The organism is Lactonifactor sp. BIOML-A5 (assembly GCF_009677585.1).
Lineage (GTDB): Bacteria > Bacillota > Clostridia > Lachnospirales > Lachnospiraceae > Lactonifactor.
The window spans coordinates 72818-92558 of sequence record NZ_WKYV01000001.1 but is presented as its reverse complement, the minus strand read 5'-3'; the positions used below and the strand labels follow the sequence as shown (position 1 = coordinate 92558).

The window sequence follows — 19741 nt, the reverse complement described above, 5'->3', positions numbered from 1 at the left end:
ATTGGGGGGTGATACAGCTCTGAAAAATGCTATGAAGGTGATAGACCAGATAGAGACAGATCAGCAGATGAATGACAGGGAGTTGGCTGAGGCTAAGTCCAGTGCCAAAACTCAGCTGGAAAATTATAAAAATCCGGCCGACTACAGGGATGCTCAGAGAGAAGAATTGGCAAAAGCAATTGAGGCGGGTAACCAGGCTATTGATAAAGCATCGGAGATAACCGGTGTGCATGCTGCTGTAAAAGCGGCCAAAGAAGTAATAGATGCCATCAAGACGGATGAGCAAATGAGTCAGGAAGAAACTATACAGAAGATTGTTCTGGATCGGACGAGTGTTGTTCTGAATAAGAAGGGGTCTGTGACATTAAAGGCTGAGATTTTTCCTGAGACTGCATTCAACAAAAATGAGGTTTGGAGTTCCTCTAATCCCAAAGTGGCATCTGTAGATAAAAATGGAAAGGTCACGGCAGGAGAAGAAGGTACGGCTAACATTACGGTAATAGCAGAAAACGGTAATATAACGGCTGTGTGCAAAGTGACAGTTACTTATCAAGGAGCCTGGAAAAGCAACAGCAGAGGCTGGTGGTACCGTTACAGTGACGGAACCTGGCCCGCGTTAAGTCATGGGGTGTTTTCTGAAAGAAGAAAACACCCTGTTTTAATGTTTATAATAGGTAATGAAATAGTATACAAATTTTATGAGGATGAAAATTGAAAAATAAATGACATTCATTTGGGCCATAGCTATTGACAATTTGTTATAAATTTATTATTCTAATCTTAACAATTATTATTGAAATAACTAAAAATAAAAGTAAATAAAAGTTGCGGTCTGTCATATACGGATATGACAGTTTGAAAGTAAGTCAGTGAGATTCTGACGCGTTCTGAGGACTCTGTATGGATAATACTATCTAAGCCAGAAGCAATAACGCAGCTTGTGATTGTTGTGTAGCGAAAAGAAAAAGGTATTGTCTATAATCTTCTCAGTTTATTTGCTGGGGAGATTTTTTATATTTTAGAAAACATCTTTTAAAAATGAACAACCAGATGCGGTCTGCCGAAGATTTATCGGCGTTTATCAGGAATTCGGTGAGAATCCGAAACAGTCTATCTCTACTGTAAAAGGGACGAACGCAGCATTGGCCACTGAAATGATAATTTGGGAAGGCGCTGTCAGTAGGAGGAACTTGAGTCAGGATATTGGACGCATTGTGTGGAGGAAAGGGTTCGTAGGCAAGGCGAAGCTCTTATTTTTGTGCGGAAAATGCGTATAGGAGGTTTGTCCATATGAAAAAATAGATAGATAAAGGTGGAGGATTATGAAAAAGAAACTGGATGAGGCTGCATGGAGAGACCTGCAATATGATGAACGTACTTATACGAAGTATCAGGCAAAAAGGAATATGGATAAAGACATTGTGATACCAGATACTTATCGTTTTATCGGAAATGAAGCGTTTATGGGAAACGAGAGAATTAATTCAGTTACGCTTCCCAGGGGGTGCATTGTAATTGGAAAAAGTGCTTTTGAGGGCTGCTGCTTTCAAAAGGAAGTGAAATATCCGAATACCCTTTTGTGGATTAGACAAAGGGCATTTTCCAGGAATAACCGGCTGCGACGGGTACATATACCGCCTTCGGTGGCAAAGATTGATAAAAATGTTTATAAGGAATGTAAAAAACTCTACCGGGCTGAATTCGCCCGGGGCTCAAAGTGCAGAGCAATACCAGAGGGAATGTTTGACTGCTGCGGGCGTCTGTCTCAGGTTGTGCTGCCGGACGAAATACAGTTAATCGGCAGAAGAGCCTTTTACCGATGCAAAGAGCTTCAGGAACTTCATTTTCCCCAAAGCCTTAAAATAATAGACTCAGAGGCTTTCTACTTTACAGGGATTCAGAAACTAATACTGCCGAATCAGCTGAGAGAACTGGGAGAGGCAGCATTTTTTAAATGTAATAATCTCACAGAAGTTTCTATACCGTCCAGTGTAAAAAAAATAGGAAAGTGGGTTTTCCACGGCTGCAACCGCCTGAAAGTTGTTGAGATACTTCACGATCCCATTTTCATTGGTGAATGGATCATTAACAGGAGTGCAACCATAAGGTGCAGAAAAGGATCTGTGGTTGAAGAATACGGTAAGGAATATGGATTTAAAATGGAGTTTATTGATGATTCGCAGAATGACACTGCTGTATGAAAAATGAAAGGAGAAGAGTATGAGGGAGAAAAAGAGAGGAGTATATAAGCGTATCATATCAATCGTGCTTGCAGTTGTAATGATTGTAAGTTCCTGTGTGATAAACCCAAGAACAATATCTGCGGCAGCCTGGGATCCACGGGAGGATTATAAGGATCTGAAACTTCGGTTCTGGGAGGACGAAGAGCCGGGAATCAGATTCTATATGAATGCTGGACTGAGATATATTTTGGAGACAGTAACAGAACCATCTGTAGGCAGTACCTATGGGGAATGGTCTGTTATGGATTTGCTTCGGGCAAAATATACAGGAATGGATTATCTGAATTATGTTGATGCCAACTACTTTACTGATTACATCTATCGTATGGAGCAATATGTGGATGAGAAAATATCATCAATAGGAAGATTAGATCGGTCTAAATGTACAGAGTACAGCCGATTAATTCTTGCTATGTCTGCCATGGGGTATGATATCACAAGCGTGGGCTATGTTAGCGAGCGAGAAAATAAATACGATTTTATAGATGAATTATCAAAATCCTATGCTTATTCACATAAACAGGGCATCAATGGTCCTATTTGGGAAATTATTGCATTAAATACAGGTACGGCACAGACTGGCAAATATTATTTATATTCGAAGCCATCAGGGGGAGATCCTAAAGATTATAATACGACAGGAAAAATGATTGATTACATATTAAATGATGAAATAATTCAGAGTAACGGCACAAGAGGAGGATGGGCTTTATATAATAATTATCCGGATGTTGATATAACAGGCATGGCGCTTCAGGCGTTAGCTCCCTATTATAACAATAAAGATTTATACGATGAAACAGGTGCTGAAAAAAATTATGAACAGATGAGAGAGGCCGTTGAAAGAGGAGTCTATATACTCTCTCAATTACAGGAAGAAAATGGCGGATTTGACAGCTGGGGAAGTATTAATGCAGAGAGTATTGCTCAGGTTATAGTTGCGTTGACCTCCTTGAATATCGATCCTAAGGCTGAAAACGTAAACTTAACTTCCATAGGAAAGAACTGCAGTTTTATAACCAAGGGGGCTGCAGTAGATGGCGTGTACAGTAATAATATGATTGATGCACTGCTGGCCTTTTGGGCGGCCGGAACCGGATCCTCTCCGGAAGTTGGGGGATTTAAGCATGTGACATTTGGATATGATGGAGGAGGCGGCTCTGGAACAAAGGTTAATGCTATGGCTACCGATCAGGCAGTTTATGCTTTGACGGCTTATGACAGATATCTTGCGGGGGAAACATCATTGTATGACATGGGAGATTCAACTGAGAATAATTACCTGTGGAATGATGCAAAGAATTACAAGGTTACTTTTGACGGCAATTCATATACAGATACTTTTAACAAGGAACAATCGCCATATTCTGTTATTGAACTGCCAACCACCCCTGTAAATGGTGAAATGGAACTTGTGGGATGGAATACAGAACCAGATGGAACAGGCACTAGTTATATGCCAAATGAACTTCTTTCCATGCCAGAAAAAGATATTACCCTTTATGCTCAGTACGGCAAACCAGAATATATGATTCAATGGGAACTAAATGGAGGTATATTGGATGATAGTATTGAACTGCCGTCAGTTTATCGTCCAAGCACGGATAGTTTCACTCTTCCCACAGCAGAGGATATATCCAGAAGGGGATATACATTTGAGGGCTGGTATGACAATAAAGCGCTAAAGGGCAGTCCTGTTGTGCAGATAGAGAAAGGAAGCTACGGAGATAAGAATTTTTATGCAAAATGGCTGACTGACTGGACACCTATAACTAAATTTTACGGATTAGTTAATAAATGGGATGTAATAACTCTGGCTGACAAGAAGAGCATCGAAGATGCCCGGGGCCTATATGAGGGTATGGAGCAGAATCAGAAGGATGAGGTAGGCAATATTGCATATAATAAGTTACTTAATGCGGAAGCTGAACTTGCACGTTTAGAAGAACTGCAGCAAGGTGTGGATATTGTCATAGAACTTATTCGGGAAATAGAAAGCCCTATTACTCTGGATATGGAGTCCACTATCATAAACGCAAGAAATGAATATATCAAATTGCCGAAAGAGGCAAGAGATTTGGTGAATAATTATCAGGTATTGGTGCAGGCAGAAAGAGAATTAGCAGCATTAAAAGATGCGCATCAGGCAGCTGATGAAGTTATTGGGTTGATTCAGGCAATCGGCGGGGTTGACTTAGAGAGTAAAGCTGCTATAGAGACAGCAAGGGCCGCTTACAATGCGCTGAGTACAGAGCAAAGAAATCTTATTAACAGTGAAACCTACCAGATACTTGTAGACGCAGAAGAGGAATTATCTGCGTTAGAGACAGCACAGGAAAATGTAGACAATATTGTAAGTGCAATTAATGCACTAGGGGAAATTACCGAAGACAGTAAAGAGGCAGTTGTTGAAGTAAGGGAGGCATATGAGGCCTTATCCTATCTTCAGAAGAAGGAAATTTCTAATTATGACATTCTGTTAGAGGCAGAGGCACAGTTGAGAGAACTGGAGGCGGGCCGGCAAAAGGTTCAGAATGTAAAAGATATGATAGCATCCTTAGAAAATGTAGGGGTGGACAGTTGGGAACAAGCCGGGCAGGCAAAAGCATCCTATCTTCTTCTGGATGAAACCCAGACGGAAAAGATAACTCAAGAGGAGATTGATTATCTGAATGAAGTATTAAATAGGATCAAAGATCAGGCTGAAGAACAGCAGGGGGACAATGACTGGGCCGCTGCAAATGAGATTATGGGTATGATCACTGCCATAGGTCCGGTGTCATTAGACAGGGAGGCTTTGATTATCCAGACCCGCTCTGCACTGTTATCGGAAGATTTAACAGTAACTGCTAAAGCGATGGTGGAAAACTATTATTCTTTAGTTATGGCGGAAACTCAGCTGAATGAAATTAAGAAATCTAAGGAAGCTGCAGAAACTGTATCTGCATTGATTTTAGCCATTGGAACAGTGACGGCTGACAGTCAGGAAGCAATCGAAAAAGCCAGATATGCATATGATGCATTATCAGCGGAAGAAAAAGCATTTGTACCAGCGGAAGATGTGACATTGCTTTCAGACAGTGAAGCTTTATATTTTGAGATTCTTAATCAGATTGAAAATGAAGGAGATTTGAAAGCAGCCCAGTCAGTGATTGATGCCATAGAGGCAATAGGAGAAGTTGAATTATCTAAGGCAAGCCAGATAGAAGCCGTAAGACAACAGTATCTGTCTTTGAGCGGCAAACAGAAAAAAATGGTAACAAATTATAGTAAGCTGATGGAGGCAGAACAACAGATCGCCGATTTAAAGGCTTCACAGAGTAAAGTAGAAAATGTAATCAAAATGATACAAAATATTGGCGAAGTGACTCAGGACAGCAAAGATGCAGTTTACGAAGCCAGAGCTGAATATGATAGATTAACAGATCAAGAAAAAGTGCTGGTAGGACAGGAAAATTCAGAGCTGCTGTTTCAAAAAGAAAAAGAGTTGGAAGAGATTCTCAGCCAATATGTGGCTATAACAAATACCATTACACTGATTGACAATATTGGCACAGTAGATTTGGATAAGGTTATTTACATTAATTCGGCCAGAAAAGCCTATGACGCATTAACAGAGGAACAGAAAAAGGAAGTTACCAATTATGATGTGCTTTTAAAGGCAGAAGCAGAACTGACCAGAATATATGAGGCCAAAAGACCTGTGGATTCACTTGTATCTCAGATTAACGAGTTATGGTCTTATATTGGGCAGAATGCCGAAAATATTACTTTGTCAAATCGTTCTCAGATTGAATCCATTATGACTTCTATCAATGGACTGTCGGAAGAGCAAAAACGATGGATGAATAATGAGACTGTGGCTATGACGCGCTTCTCAGAAATGCAGAAAAAACTAGAGGAATTAAAGGCAGCGCTGCTTCCTTCAAAAGTATCTTTAGATCGCACGCAGATTACCCTGAATAAAAATTCATCCACCAGTTTAAAAGCTACAGTTCTTCCCTCTACGGCAGAAAATAAAAATGTTAAATGGAAATCATCCAATTCTTTGGTAGCAAGCGTTGACGGAAACGGAAGAGTAACTGCAGTGTCTCAGGGAACTGCAGTAATTACTGTCACAACAGCAGCAGAAGGAAAGACTGCGACTTGTAAGGTTACGGTATCTTATAGCGGTAAATGGATAAAAGACGGCAAAGGCTGGTGGTATCGATACAGCGATGGCAATTATCCAAAAAGTGGATGGTCACTGGTCTCAGGGCAATATTACTATTTTGACGTTAATGGATATATGAAAACAGGCTGGCTTTACACCAGCGGAAAGTGGTATTACCTGGGCAGCGACGGCGCGATGAAGACAGGATGGCAGAAAGTAGGAGCAAGCTGGTACTATATGTCTGACAGCGGAGCAATGGTTACCGGGTGGCTAAAATTAGGAAATACCTGGTATTATCTAAACGGAAGCGGGGCCATGCTGACGAACTGGCAGAAAATCGGAGGAAAGTGGTACTACTTTAACGGAAGCGGGGCCATGCTGACGAATTGGCAGAAAATCGGAGGAAAGTGGTATTACCTTAACGGAAGCGGAGCGATGCTGACAGGCTGGCAGTTACTAGGAGGAAAGTGGTACTACCTTAACGGAAGCGGAGCGATGCTGACAAACTGGCAGAAAATTGGCGGCAGCTGGTACTACATGGATGGAAGTGGAGTAATGCTGACAAATTGGCAGCGGCTTGGGGGAACCTGGTATTATTTTAATGGAAGCGGGGCGATGCTGACAGGCTGGCAGTTTATAGGGGGGAAATGGTATTACATGAATGGAAGCGGGGCGATGCTGACAGGCTGGCAGAAGATCGGCGGAAGTTGGTATTACTTTAACGGCAGCGGCGCTATGGCCAGCAATACCTGGGTCGGAAACTCATATGTTAATGGCTCTGGAGTATGGGCCAAATCACGATAGGAAAAGGAGAATGGCTGATCAATTTTTGATCAGCCAAAATCCATTAGAGGTAGAGTATGGAAAGATTGCGGAGATTTTTAGAAAATAGTAAGAGCAAAAAGTGGATTTCCAGAGGGATAGCTGTATTTGCTATTATTTGTTTAATTATACCTTCGGTGGCGGCACTTGGTATGCAGCCGGAAGCATTACCGGATAACCCTATGGGTGAGGCAGAGACAGAGCATTCGGCAGTACCTTTGAATTCCACAAATGAAGTAATTCCTCAGTACCCTGAAGGTCTGGCAGACGGACAGGACAAAGAAAATGATGACGCGACACCGCAGGGGGGAGAGGAAGGGGATGACATTAAAAATGGAAATAACGGAGGATCAAGTGGTACTGATGACGGTGATGGGGAAAATCCTAATGGAGATAATAGAACAAAAGATGATACAGGGAAGGAAGGAGCACTATTTGAGACATCTATTGATCCGCATAATACGCTGTCAATAAACAGAGTCGATTTTACGATTAAACATTTTAAGGAAGATTATAAAGTTAGAAAAATAGAATTCACTGTCAATGGTAAAGAAAAAGATGCAAAACACAATAAAGAGACGGGTATATATGAACTGGAGTTAGAATGGAATAAAGTAAATACTATTTTAACTAAGGTTTACTATACAAAGCCCGACGGGACGTCATGCTCCGGGGAGGAATCCAAAGAAGTAGAGGTTACAAACCGATTAATTCTAAAAGAAACTCTGGGAACGCAATTCTCTGGGGAAAACGAGAAGGTTGTAACAGAACCTCATCTTACATTTATTGCAGTTTTGGAAAAAGAGGGCAGACAATATCAGGCGAAAGTAACTTTAAATGGAAAGGAAGTTAAACCGTCATCCACAGAGAATTATGAATACTCAGTTACTCTTTCAGAGGGAGAAAATGAAATTATATTGGGCGGCTCTTTCAATGGAGAAACTGTGGATAATGTAAAATATTCCGTAAGATATCAAAAAGCTAAGAATATGGAAATTGAAATAGAATCTGATTTTAATGATACCGTCACAGAGGAGGAATATATTACTTTTTATGCTCGTGCATCAATTGATGGGGATGAAAGTAAAGTAAATCTCGAAATACTACAATCAAACATAGATGAAGTGATTGAGCCAAATGAAGATGGAAGTTATACTGCAAAATTAGAAATAGGCGAAAACACCTTTCGGATCAAGGCCTGGGATTCCGAGCATGATCCGGTGACAATATGGCCGGCCTCGGGAAAAGAGGTTGTGACAGTTACATATGAAAGAGAGCGGGAGCCCGGTGATGAAGGAGATCCCAAGGGGCCTGATATATTATTAAGCGGCCTTGATCTCATCTACCATACCAAACAGCCCACATTATCTTTTAGTGTAATTGCAAAAGACATTAATGGTAAGTATATTCCTGATAATATAGAAGTTTATCTTAACGGCAGAACAGATGGTGTAAGTTATAAATGGAAAGATGGCAAGGAGGTGGGGTTTGCTGTTCAGCTCCATACGGATGGTACGGATAATATTATTTTGATATCGGCGACAGATGATGAAGGCAGAACAACAAAAAAACGCTGTACTGTTTACTATGAAGGGACGAATGACCCTGTTCTGGGAATGGCACATATAACAATGGATGCAAAGACTGTGGGTATTAATACACCTTTGATTGATGAGGATATAGAGTTAAAAGAAGGTATGACAGTCGCGGAGGCAGTGATGGCGTTGCTGGATAAGTATGGATATGAGGCTGAAGATACAGGAAAAGACGGTTTTTATCTGGCAAGAATTTCGGGAGGTGCATTGTCAGGGTTGTCGCCTGATCGCATACCGGCTGATTTGGCTGCTTTAGTGATTGAAAGAGTAGGAGAAGAAAACTGGCCGGGAGATTACTATTCGGATAGTCTTGGAGAGTTTGACTTCTCTCAGGGTTCAGGCTGGATGTATCATGTAAACGGACATTATCCTAATTTGTCTATGAGCGACTGGGTACTGCAGGATGGCGATGAAGTAGGGGTACGCTTTACACTATATTACGGCAAAGATATTGGTGCCGGAGATGCTATGGGCAAAGATCCGGGTGGTGACACCAGCAACTGGTCTCCGGGCTGGTAAGGGAAGGAGATTAAGAGCGGCAATGAAGAACAGAAGAATAAAACGCTGGACACAGCTTTTGGCGTGTCTCCTTACAGCTGTCATACTCATGACCGGAGGAGCAGCTCCGGTCATGGCCCAGGGTACCCATAAGAGCTATACAGGTGAGGAATTCCTAGAAATCATGGAAGGTATTATAGACTGGAAGAAGTCAGCTATGGGTTATTCAAAGGATGAGAATCTTTTTCAAACTGCTTTTGCAGAAGGTGCCGGAACCACGGCGGCTGATTGGTTTCCAGTAGGGATTGGAAGAAGCGGATATCCCGATGATTATTCAGCATACTTGGCGGTGCTGGGTGATCAGATTACAAAAAAATATACGAAACACGGTACACTAGACCGTTCAAAGGCAACGGAATGGCACAGAATCAGCCTAGCGGTACTTTCCTTGGGAGGAGATCCTACAGATATAGGTACGGACGGAGATGGAAACCACGTAAATCTTATAGCAGATGGTTCTTATTATAGAGGAAAGACAACTTGGCTGGGAAATCAAGGGATTAACGGAATGATTTGGGGACTTATCCAGATGGATAGTCTGAGATATGTGATACCGGAGGATGCCACAGATACCAGAGACGGAATTGTAAAATATTTGCTGTCTCAACAAAAAGAAAATGGAGGATTTTCTCTGATACCTGACGCCGTTGAAGCTGATGTGGATATTACAGGAATGGCAGTCCAGGCTCTGGCACCCTATTATAACAGTGAACAAACTTATACATATACACGAAATGTAACCAAAGAAGAAGAGACCAGAACCGTCCGCCAGGCCGTGGACGACAGTCTGGCGCTGCTGTCCCAGGAGCAGTCAGATGAGGGGGACTATAGCAGCTGGGGTTCCCCAAACTCTGAAAGTGTCTCACAGGTAATCGTGGCCCTCTGCAGTCTGGGCATTAACCCGGCGGAGGATGAACGTTTTATTAAAAACGGCAATACCCTTGTAGACGGACTGATGAAATATCGTTTGGAGGACGGAGGATTTATTCACTCAAAAGAGGCAGATCCCAATAATCCGACAGCAGATCCTACGAAGTCTAACGATATGGCAAGTCAGCAGGCCCTCTATGCCCTGACTGCCCTCTGCAGATACTACGGGGGAATGCGGTCACTCTACGACTTCCGGCCGGAGCAGAGCAGCGAAGTGAAGAGTCAGATCGCTCAGGTACAGAAAGAGACAGCAGAACTTCCTGTGGAACCGGGAGCCGGGGACAGAGAAAAGATCCAGGGGATTTTTGATAAATATCTGCAGATTCCCCCAGAAGAGAGATGCTATGTCTATTCCTACCATAAGCTGGCAGATGCTATGGAGGCACAGGGGATACAAAATACCTCAGAATCTTTGAGTGCAGCCATGAATCTGAATACCAGCGGCAGCGGAACTGTGGGGACACTGTTTGGAGAGGCTATGGAGTTTTCTGTTAATGTGCCATTTTCTTCCGAAGACGCAAAAAAAGTGACGGAACTGCCTGATTCCATAACCACAGAGTCCTATACTCTTGTGGTGTCTCTTCTGGATAAATGGAATAAGTCAGAAAATAAAGATGCCTACGCAGAAGAAAAAGAGATCCTGGAAAAGAAAAAGGCGGAGATAGAAGCCATACAGGAAGAAATTGATGCAATTAATCAAGAGGTAATCGATAAACTTTATCCGGTGGACAGAATCTCTTTAAAAGAGAAAGAGACGGTAAAGAGTATTGTGGCCCGCTGCAAAAAGCTGAGTGAATACGATCAGAAGCAGATACAGCAGTATGAGGATATTCAAAGAGCGGAAACCATGATCAGGAATAGGACAACAGCGGTATGGCTTGGGGCTGTACTGGGGATTCTGGCAGTTATTTTAATTATATTTGTTGTATTACATATGAAAAAACGGAAGCGTCAGAAGCTGGCTGAAAAAATGATGCCGGCAGAGGACGATGAGGAGGATTGGGAGGATTAAGCATTGAAGAAAGACTTGCTTGTATTGGGCTTTGTGATAGTAATTGTGGCAGTCCTTCTATCCGGCACGAAGTTCCAGTCTGTAGAGGACTATTACCAGACACACATCGACGACATCAAAGAGGATTCCGAGACAGTGACACTCAGTATTCGGTGTGATACTGTCCTGGAGCATTGGGAACAATTGTCACCTCAGCTTCAGAGTGACAAATATATTCCGGAGGACGGTGTGATCTTGCCGCCTACAGAATATGTGCTCCGCCCGAAGGATACCGTGTTTGATATCCTGAATCGGGCGGTGCGGCACAGCAAGATTCAGATGGAATTTCAGGGAGCAGATGACAATGTTTACAACAGCGTATATATTAAGGGAATTCACCATCTCTATGAATATTCCTGCGGACCCCTGTCGGGCTGGATGTATAAGGTGAATGGAGAATTCCCTGATTATGGCTGCAGCAGATATAAGCCGGAAGACAAAGATGTGATTGAATTTGTCTATACCTGCGATTTGGGCAGGGATGTAGGCGGAGAATTTGAGCAATAGAAAGGAGTGGGCATATGGATCATTTTTCATCTTATCACCCGTCGGTTTTGCTGGTATATTATGTGATCGTACTTCTGCTGACGATGTTTACAGTACATCCGGTATTGCTTGTTTGTTCACTGCTGGGCGGTATTCTGTTTTTTGCGGCAATGAATCCCTTGAAAGCGCTGGGGAAAAATCTTATCTTTTATCTCTTTTTATTTTTCCTCCTTGCCCTGACAAACCCTATCTTCAATCACAGAGGGGAGACGCCTCTCTTTTTTATGAATGACAATCCTGTGACCCTGGAGGCTATCCTGTATGGTGCCGGGGTCTCTGTAATGCTGATAGGAATTATGTTCTGGTGCAAATGCTACAATCAGGTGATGACCTCTGATAAATTTGTCTATTTATTCGGAAAGGCCATTCCTAAGCTGTCTCTGGTTCTGTCCATGGCCCTTAGATTTATTCCTGTGTTTAAATCCCAGATGAAGAAAATCAGTCAGGTACAAAAAACCATGGGTCTTTATACCAGCGACAGTCTGACAGATCGTGTGATCAGCAGTATCCGTACCTTAAGTGCCCTGCTTACCTGGTGTCTGGAGAATTCCATAGAGACGGCAGACTCTATGAAAGCCAGAGGGTATGGGCTGAAAGGAAGGACTAATTTTTCTATTTTTTGTTTTCGAATGGATGATGGGATTCTTCTGGCAGCCCTGGGTGCATTTTTGTGTATGTTAGGCGTGGGATATCAGCAGAATGTATTTGAATTCTACTATTATCCAAGCGTATCTCCCATTCCAACAGGGGCCGGAGCATATCTGCAGTACAGCATAATACTTGTGATGATGCTGTTTCCATCAATACTAGAGATAAAGGGGCGTATACAGTGGAAATTATTAAGAGCGAAGATTTGAGTTTTACATACCCCGGACAGGAGAAGAGGGCAGTGGACTCTGTGTCTTTCAAGATCCTTCCGGGGGAGTTTGTAGTAATATGCGGTGAGTCCGGGTGCGGAAAGACCACCCTGTTAAAATTGCTGAAAAGAGAGCTGTCTCCAAATGGAACCTTGGAAGGGGAGATCTATTACATGGGAACCCGGCTTGGTGAGCTGGATGACAGAACCGCTGCCTGCGAGATAGGGTATGTCATGCAGAATCCTGAGAATCAGGCAGTAACGGATAAAGTGTGGCACGAATTAGCTTTTGGGCTGGAAAATATGGGGGTTCCCACTCCTGAGATTAGAAGAAGGGTAGGAGAGATGGCCAGCTTTTTTGGAATCCATGAGTGGTTTCAGAAAGAAACCAGCCAGCTTTCAGGCGGGCAAAAACAGCTTTTGAATCTTGCCTCCATTATGGTGATGCAGCCAAGGATTCTGATCCTTGACGAACCCACCTCCCAGCTGGATCCCATTGCGGCGGCAGATTTTATCAATACGCTGCATAAGCTGAACCGGGAGCTTGGGCTTACCATCCTGCTTGTGGAGCACAGGCTGGAAGAAGTTTTTCCAATTGCAGATAAAGTAGCTGTTATGGATAGGGGCCGTCTGCTGCTGTACGATACACCCAGGATAATCGGTAGTGAATTAAAGGAGAAGTATCAGAACCATCCTATGCTTCTTGGACTGCCCAGTCCTATGCGGATCTATCAGCAGCTGGACGCCCGGGATGACTGTCCTCTGACCATCCGTGAGGGAAGAGATTTTCTCACAAGAAATTATCAGGAGGAGAGCAGCATCCAGAGCCCGGAGCGTGAGAAAGCTGTGGGAAACCGGGAAAAAGAAGGGGAGCTGGCAGTGCACCTGAAGAATATCTGGTTTCGATACGAGAGGGCCTTGCCTGATATTCTGGCAGGAGTGGATCTGAAAGTGAGAAAAGGTGAGATATTCAGTATCCTGGGAGGAAACGGTTCAGGTAAAACAACACTGCTAAGCGTAATATCCGGACAGAATAAAGCTTACCGGGGAGGAATCAAGATCTTTGGTAAAAAAATAAAGGAATACAAGAGCGGAGAGTTATACCGGCATAATCTGGCACTGCTTCCCCAGAACCCTCAGACAGTATTTCTAAAAACATCTGTGGCAGAGGACTATAAAGAGATTGGTAAAGTAATGGGATATGGCAAAGAGGAATTAGAGGAAGATATCGCCCGGATCGCAGGGCAGTTAAATATACAGGAGCTGCTTCCTAAGCACCCCTATGACCTCAGCGGCGGGGAACAGCAGAAGGCAGCCCTTGGGAAGATGCTGCTGCTGAAACCCAGATGTCTGCTTTTAGATGAGCCCACAAAGGGAATAGACGCATATTCCAAGGCAGTACTAAGAGGTATCCTGGATAATCTGAGAAAAGAAGGGATCACCATACTTTTGGTAACCCATGATGTGGAATTTGCAGCCCAGATCTCTGACCGGTGCTCTCTGTTCTTTGACAGAGAGGTGATTTCCCAGGATACGCCGGTCAGCTTCTTTTCCAATAACAATTTTTATACAACAGCGGCAAACCGGATGGCCAGGCATATGTATCCCTACGCCATTACCTGTGAGGATGTGGTGGCACTGTGCAGGAAATACGGGAGGAAATCAATATGAATTGGAAAAAAATAGGAAGCTTTGCCATCGTAATTATTCTCATTCCAATTACACTGGCCATAGGCGTTGTTCTTTTTAAGGGACGCAAATATAACATAATATCCATTGCAGTTGCCCTGCTGGCCTGCGTTCCTAATCTTTTATTTTTTGAAAAAGGAAAAGCAGATACCCGCCGTATGGTTGTAATCGCGGTGATGGTGGCAATCGCTTCGGTAGGAAGGGTTTTATTCTCTCCCGTTCCCAGTTTTAAGCCTGTCACAGCAATCGTGGTCGTTACGGGAATCTACCTGGGATCAGAAGCCGGATTTTTTACAGGAGCACTTACAGCCGTGATCTCAAATATGTTTTTCGGACAGGGCCCATGGACTCCCTTCCAGATGTTTTCCTGGGGGATTTTGGGCTTTATTGCAGGGCTGCCCGTCCTGCAGAAGATTCTTAAATCTTCTGTGCAGGGGGAAACATTGGCAAGCCGTCTGCCCATTGTTGTCTACGGAGCAGCAGCCGGTGTGCTGTATTCTATGCTTATGGATGTTTGGTCCACATTAAATCTGGACGGTACGTTTAACCTTCTCAGATATCTGGTACTGCTGGGGACGGGGATTCCCACAACAGTGATATACATAGTTTCTAATATAGTCTTTCTGCTCATTGCAGCAAAGCCTATCGGCACCCGCATAGAGAGAATAAAAATTAAATACGGTATATAACAGAAGGAGACAGACATGGAAGAAAAGATTACAAGAATGATTGACGAAGTGAAAAAAGTTATTGTAGGTAAGGATGACATTATTCAGAAAGTCCTGATGACAGTACTTGCAAAAGGGCATATTCTTCTGGAAGATATTCCTGGGGTGGGGAAGACCACTTTGGCCCTGGCATTCTCCCGGGCTCTGGGACTGGATTATAAGAGAATTCAGTTTACTCCTGATGTGATTCCCTCGGATGTTGTAGGATTCAGCGTATATGACAAAGCAACCGGGCAGCTGGCCTATAAACCGGGAGCCGTTATGTGCAACCTGCTGTTAGCAGACGAAATCAACCGGACTTCCAGCAAAACCCAGGCCGCGCTCCTGGAGGTAATGGAAGAGGGAAATGTGACAGTGGACGGCAATACCTATCAGGTACCACAGCCATTTATTGTTTTATCCACACAGAACCCTATAGGTTCGGCCGGCACCCAGCTGCTGCCCCAGTCCCAGCTGGACCGTTTTATGGTGAGAATGCAGATGGGGTATCCTGATTTTAAAAGCCAGGTAAATATTCTACGGGATCGCCAGACAGAACAGCCTCTGGACGCAGTACAGCAGGCAGTAACTAAAGAGGAGATTATGGAAATGCAGGCAGAGGTGCAGCAGGTACATGTTGACGATGCGTTGCTGGAGTATATCACTTGTCTCGCCGAGGCGACAAGGGAACATGAACTGGTACAGATAGGGGTGAGCCCCCGGGGCGCTCTGGCTGTAAACCGTATGGCAAAGGCGTCTGCCTATATGGAAGGCCGTGACTATATGATTCCCGAAGATATTATCCGTGTATTTCCGGACGTATGCGCACACAGGGTGGTGTTATTTCCTAAGGCTAAGATTACAAATACGACTGCAGAAAGCATAATGAAGCAGATTACAGAGGAGATCGAGACACCGAAGATAGGAGAATAGACAGATTATGATAAAAGCTAAGATTTACAGTATCCTCTGGCTCCTGGGCTGTATCTATTTTTTCCTTTTCTCAGACTCCTTCCTTGCTCTCTGCCTGCTGATTACGTCCCTGGCGGTGTTTGCTGTCTGTAAGATACTGACAGTCCTGACGAAAAAAAAGCTGTCCTTTGAACTAAAAGTCCAGCATACCGCAGCAAAAGGAAAACCGGCAAAAGGAGTATTGGCTGTCAAAAATACTTCTCTATTTCCTGCCGCCAGAGTTCGATGCGTTCTTACTTTTTATAACTGTATGACCAGGGAAGAACAGGAAGCAGAGCTTTATTTCTCTATTATGGGGGGAAAAACAGAAGAGATAGACTGGGAGGCAGACAGTGCTTACTGTGGATGTATCAGGATCCGCATAAAAGATGCCAGGGTTTTTGACTGGTTTGGGATCTTTTCCGCTCCTGTTTCTACAGAGGTCCAAGAGCAGGTGGCCGTTCTTCCGGATATGTTTCAGTCGGATATCAGGGTCATGGACAGTCAGATCGAGGATATGGAGAGTGTTACATACTCTGACACAAAACGGGGCTATGATCCCAGCGAGATATTCGATGTAAGGGAATATGTTCCGGGGGACAGCCTGAAAAATATACACTGGAAGCTTTCAGGTAAAATGGATGAACTGTATGTAAAAGAATTAAGTATGCCTGTAGAGAATTCCATTCTCATATTTATGGAGAACTGTATGGAGGAGGGGAAACGCCCCAGACCTTCCGTAGTGGATGGTATGATAGAAGCTTTTGTATCCGTCTCACAGTCCCTTATAGAAGAAGGACATATGCACACCCTGGGGTGGTATGACCACATAAGAGGAGGATTTTTCTGCGAAGAAGTAAATAGTGTGGATGATCTCGCCGGTCTTTTGGGAGGACTTCTCGGAGTGGGAGTGGAGGACAATGGGTATTCCGGTCTTCACTATTATACTCAGGTAAGCCAGGAATATCCTTTTTCCCATATAGTCTATGTTACATTCAGAGATACTGCGGAGATAGAGGAAGTGGGAAGTTTCTGTATCGCAACAGAACTGCGGGCAGTGGCAAAGACAGAAGATGCAGTTTCCATGCCGGAGAAACAAAGAATTCTTTTTACTCCTGAGCATGCAGAGGAAAGCCTGTGTCAGCTGTTTATATAAGGAAAAGACAGGACTTGAAAGGAATTATCATGAAAAACCGAAAAGAAAACGCGAAAAAGAGAAAAACAAAGATAAACGTAGTATTTCTCCCGGATAAATTGAAAAAAAAGGATCTTTGGACAGAATATGCCGGGGACATAAGCGTCTGTGTTTTCCTGTTTGCAGGAATAATTATCAGTCTTTTTTCTATGTTTCAGATTCCGGCCGGTGCAATGGTATCCGCACTGGCCGGTCTGGTACTTTTGCTGCTGCTTTTTTCCTTTGGAAATAAGAGAAAGTATGCCCTGTTTGTCTCAGGGATTATGTTGGCGGTTGGGTTTCTCCTGCTGATTTTGAGGCAGAAGACACTGATCAACGGGCTGTTTTTAACTATGAATCAAGTTGCAGAAGCATTTGGAACCCATACCCATCTGGAGATGAAGCTTTATGAGATATCTGTGGAAAAATCTCAATATCTTTTATGCTATATCCTGTGCTGGGGGCTGATTTCCATCGTTGCCGCATATATCAGTTATGCAGCAGTCAGAGTAAGAAGCTGGCTGCTTATGCTGCTGGTCTGTGCACCCCTTCTGGTCTTAAACCTTGTGGTGGGGATATCTCCTCAGGCGCCGGCTACGGTTCTGCTTTTATTGTCTGTGGCACTGGTATTTGCCAGAATCCATGTAAACGGGCGCAGAGCAGAAGCGACAAGGGGAGGCCACAGATACGGGATGGTACTTCAGATGATACCAATTTTACTGGGAATCACGCTGATTTTTTTGGGTATTCTGGGCGCGGCAGCTTCCTCGGGGGGATATAGCAGAAGTGACAGAGTGCGTCATGCAGCGGGGTGGATAACAGGAAAAATAGAGGATATCCGATACGAAAAATCGAAGACAAATAATCTGCCCAAAGGTAACTTCAGAAAACTTCAGCCGCTGGAACTGAAAGACACCCCGGCGTTGGAGGTTGTGCAGAGTAAACCTATGTCCCTGTATTTGAGGGGGTATGTGGGAAGTGAATACACAGAGGAAAAATGGGAGGACCTAGAGCCGGATACGTATTATAAAGAAAGGGATTTATTTTACTGGCTGAATAAAGACGGATTTCAGGCGATGAACCAGCTGAGTCAGGTGTATGGGCTGGAAACCGGGGAAGTGGAGTCCATCAGTATGAAAGTGCTGAATAAAAACGCCAGCAGCAAGTATCTTTATGTTCCCTATGAATTGCAGACAAAACCGTCACAGCTTGAGGATGCACAAGTCTGGGGCGATGTAAACATAAGAGGGGAGAACGCCGGGGGAAACCGGTACTATGAATATCAGACATCGGTAAATCTGGTGCGTATTTATCCTCAGCTGGTGCAGGATATTTATAAGCTGACAGATGAGATGGGACAGCAGATCACTACCTATAAAAAAGATGAAAGTTATTACAATCAGTTCGTGTATGATACCTATACGAAGGTGCCGGATAAAGAAAAGGATGTTTTAAAAGCCTGCCTTGGAGTAGAAAAATATACCGGAGACAGCGAAGACGGCATCAGTCATACTCCCTATGAGGAGGCAAATGAACTGATTATGGGATATCTAAATGAGAAGATTACCTATGATGAAACCGTATCAGCGCCTCCTGCGGGAAGAGACTTTTTGAGCTATTTTCTAAGGGATACCCAAAAGGGATACTCGGTTCACTATGCTACGGCAGCAGCTATGATGTACCGTTATCTGGGAATACCGGCCAGATATGTGGAAGGCTACCTTCTCACACCGGACCTGGTGGAGGAGGCAGAAGAATCTGTACCGATTACAATTACGGGAAAAGAAGCCCATGCGTGGGTGGAAATTTATCAGGATGGGATAGGATGGATACCCATGGAGGTTACTCCGGACTATCTCACGAAAATGGAACGACCTAATTTTGCACTTTCTTCTGGCTCCCAGGAGGGTGACAAAGGAATGGAAGGGGAAGGAAACACCGGTGACACCAAGGATGCCGATGAGAAAGAGGACCCCCCTGAGGATGAAAAGCAGAAGGAAGCTCAGCAGCAATCTCCATGGGCGATAGCTCTCAGTATACTGATTGGAGTTGTGATAGCTCTTCTTATATTAATGCTTGCCTGTTTGATGTACCGGAGATGGCTGCTGGCAAAGCGAAAGGCAAAATTCCTAAGCACCCATAACAGGGCAGCTGTCTGCAGCATGTATAGTTATATCTTATATCTGCTGCAGCATACGGATATCCCTAAAAGGGGAGGCTCTCATTACCGGTATCTGCCGGAACTGGAAACTGTCTATTCCAAAGAGTATGCCGCCGGTTTTCCGGAAGTAATAAGAATCAGCCAGAAGGCTGCCTACAGTGAAAAGGAGATTGCTTTGGAGGAGAGACAGACCGTAGAACAATACCTCGATCAGACTCTGACAACAATAAAAAAAGACAAAAATATATGGAAAAGATTCCAGATGTACTGGATAAAATCCCTTTATTAACGCCGCAGATGCGTTT

The 19741-nt window shown here is 43.7% G+C and carries 12 protein-coding genes and 1 riboswitch; all 12 genes read left to right on the top strand.

The window, feature by feature from the left end; all coding sequences use genetic code 11:
• Position 1: 1 nt before the first annotated feature.
• The 12 genes from GKG41_RS00395 (at position 2) to GKG41_RS00340 (ending at position 19725) form a co-directional block, all read left to right on the top strand.
• Entirely contained in the window at positions 2–715 is a 714-nt protein-coding gene (locus GKG41_RS00395; protein ID WP_154256319.1) for an Ig-like domain-containing protein, read from the top strand.
• A gap of 321 nt (positions 716–1036) precedes the next feature.
• Positions 1037–1227, top strand: a riboswitch (cobalamin riboswitch).
• 95 nt (positions 1228–1322) lie between these two features.
• Positions 1323–2201 carry a leucine-rich repeat domain-containing protein gene (locus tag GKG41_RS00390; RefSeq protein WP_154256318.1) on the top strand — a complete coding sequence of 293 codons (879 nt, stop codon included), beginning with the start codon at positions 1323–1325 and terminating at the stop codon, positions 2199–2201.
• A gap of 19 nt (positions 2202–2220) precedes the next feature.
• Entirely contained in the window at positions 2221–7200 is a 4980-nt protein-coding gene (locus tag GKG41_RS00385) for an InlB B-repeat-containing protein (RefSeq protein ID WP_154256316.1), read from the top strand.
• Positions 7201–7370: 170 nt separating this feature from the next.
• The gene (locus GKG41_RS00380; protein ID WP_173015479.1) at positions 7371–9332 is read left to right on the top strand and encodes a DUF4430 domain-containing protein; all 1962 of its coding nucleotides are present in this window, start codon (positions 7371–7373) and stop codon (positions 9330–9332) included.
• A gap of 22 nt (positions 9333–9354) precedes the next feature.
• Positions 9355–11313: a prenyltransferase/squalene oxidase repeat-containing protein gene (locus tag GKG41_RS00375; protein ID WP_154256312.1), complete on the top strand. Its 1959-nt coding sequence runs from the start codon at positions 9355–9357 to the stop codon at positions 11311–11313.
• A gap of 3 nt (positions 11314–11316) precedes the next feature.
• Positions 11317–11859, top strand: coding sequence for a DUF4430 domain-containing protein (locus tag GKG41_RS00370; protein ID WP_154256310.1), 543 nt, complete (start codon positions 11317–11319; stop codon positions 11857–11859).
• A 14-nt stretch (positions 11860–11873) separates the two neighbouring features.
• Positions 11874–12755 (top strand): energy-coupling factor transporter transmembrane component T, encoded by an 882-nt coding sequence (locus GKG41_RS00365; RefSeq protein WP_154256308.1) that lies wholly within the window; start codon positions 11874–11876, stop codon positions 12753–12755.
• Positions 12728–14425, top strand: coding sequence for an ATP-binding cassette domain-containing protein (locus tag GKG41_RS00360; RefSeq protein ID WP_347563304.1), 1698 nt, complete (start codon positions 12728–12730; stop codon positions 14423–14425). Before GKG41_RS00365 ends, GKG41_RS00360 begins: the two co-directional genes overlap by 28 nt.
• On the top strand, positions 14422–15132 hold the full coding sequence (locus tag GKG41_RS00355) for an ECF transporter S component (RefSeq protein WP_154256307.1): 711 nt from the start codon (positions 14422–14424) through the stop codon (positions 15130–15132). Before GKG41_RS00360 ends, GKG41_RS00355 begins: the two co-directional genes overlap by 4 nt.
• A gap of 15 nt (positions 15133–15147) precedes the next feature.
• Positions 15148–16083 (top strand): MoxR family ATPase, encoded by a 936-nt coding sequence (locus tag GKG41_RS00350; RefSeq protein ID WP_154256305.1) that lies wholly within the window; start codon positions 15148–15150, stop codon positions 16081–16083.
• 7 nt (positions 16084–16090) lie between these two features.
• A complete protein-coding gene (locus GKG41_RS00345; RefSeq protein ID WP_154256303.1) occupies positions 16091–17257 on the top strand; it encodes a DUF58 domain-containing protein in 1167 nt (388 codons plus the stop codon).
• Between the two features lie 14 nt (positions 17258–17271).
• Positions 17272–19725 (top strand): transglutaminase-like domain-containing protein, encoded by a 2454-nt coding sequence (locus tag GKG41_RS00340; RefSeq protein WP_154256301.1) that lies wholly within the window; start codon positions 17272–17274, stop codon positions 19723–19725.
• The last annotated feature ends 16 nt before the right edge of the window (positions 19726–19741 follow it).

Excerpts from the sequence above, each read along its gene's own strand:
- GKG41_RS00390 (WP_154256318.1), top strand. The coding sequence starts at position 1,323 with ATGAAAAAGAAACTGGATGAGGCTGCATGGAGAGACCTGCAATATGAT.
- GKG41_RS00385 (WP_154256316.1), top strand. The coding sequence starts at position 2,221 with ATGAGGGAGAAAAAGAGAGGAGTATATAAGCGTATCATATCAATCGTG.
- GKG41_RS00380 (WP_173015479.1), top strand. The coding sequence starts at position 7,371 with ATGCAGCCGGAAGCATTACCGGATAACCCTATGGGTGAGGCAGAGACA.
- GKG41_RS00375 (WP_154256312.1), top strand. The coding sequence starts at position 9,355 with ATGAAGAACAGAAGAATAAAACGCTGGACACAGCTTTTGGCGTGTCTC.
- GKG41_RS00365 (WP_154256308.1), top strand. The coding sequence starts at position 11,874 with ATGGATCATTTTTCATCTTATCACCCGTCGGTTTTGCTGGTATATTAT.
- GKG41_RS00355 (WP_154256307.1), top strand. The coding sequence starts at position 14,422 with ATGAATTGGAAAAAAATAGGAAGCTTTGCCATCGTAATTATTCTCATT.
- GKG41_RS00350 (WP_154256305.1), top strand. The coding sequence starts at position 15,148 with ATGGAAGAAAAGATTACAAGAATGATTGACGAAGTGAAAAAAGTTATT.
- GKG41_RS00345 (WP_154256303.1), top strand. The coding sequence starts at position 16,091 with ATGATAAAAGCTAAGATTTACAGTATCCTCTGGCTCCTGGGCTGTATC.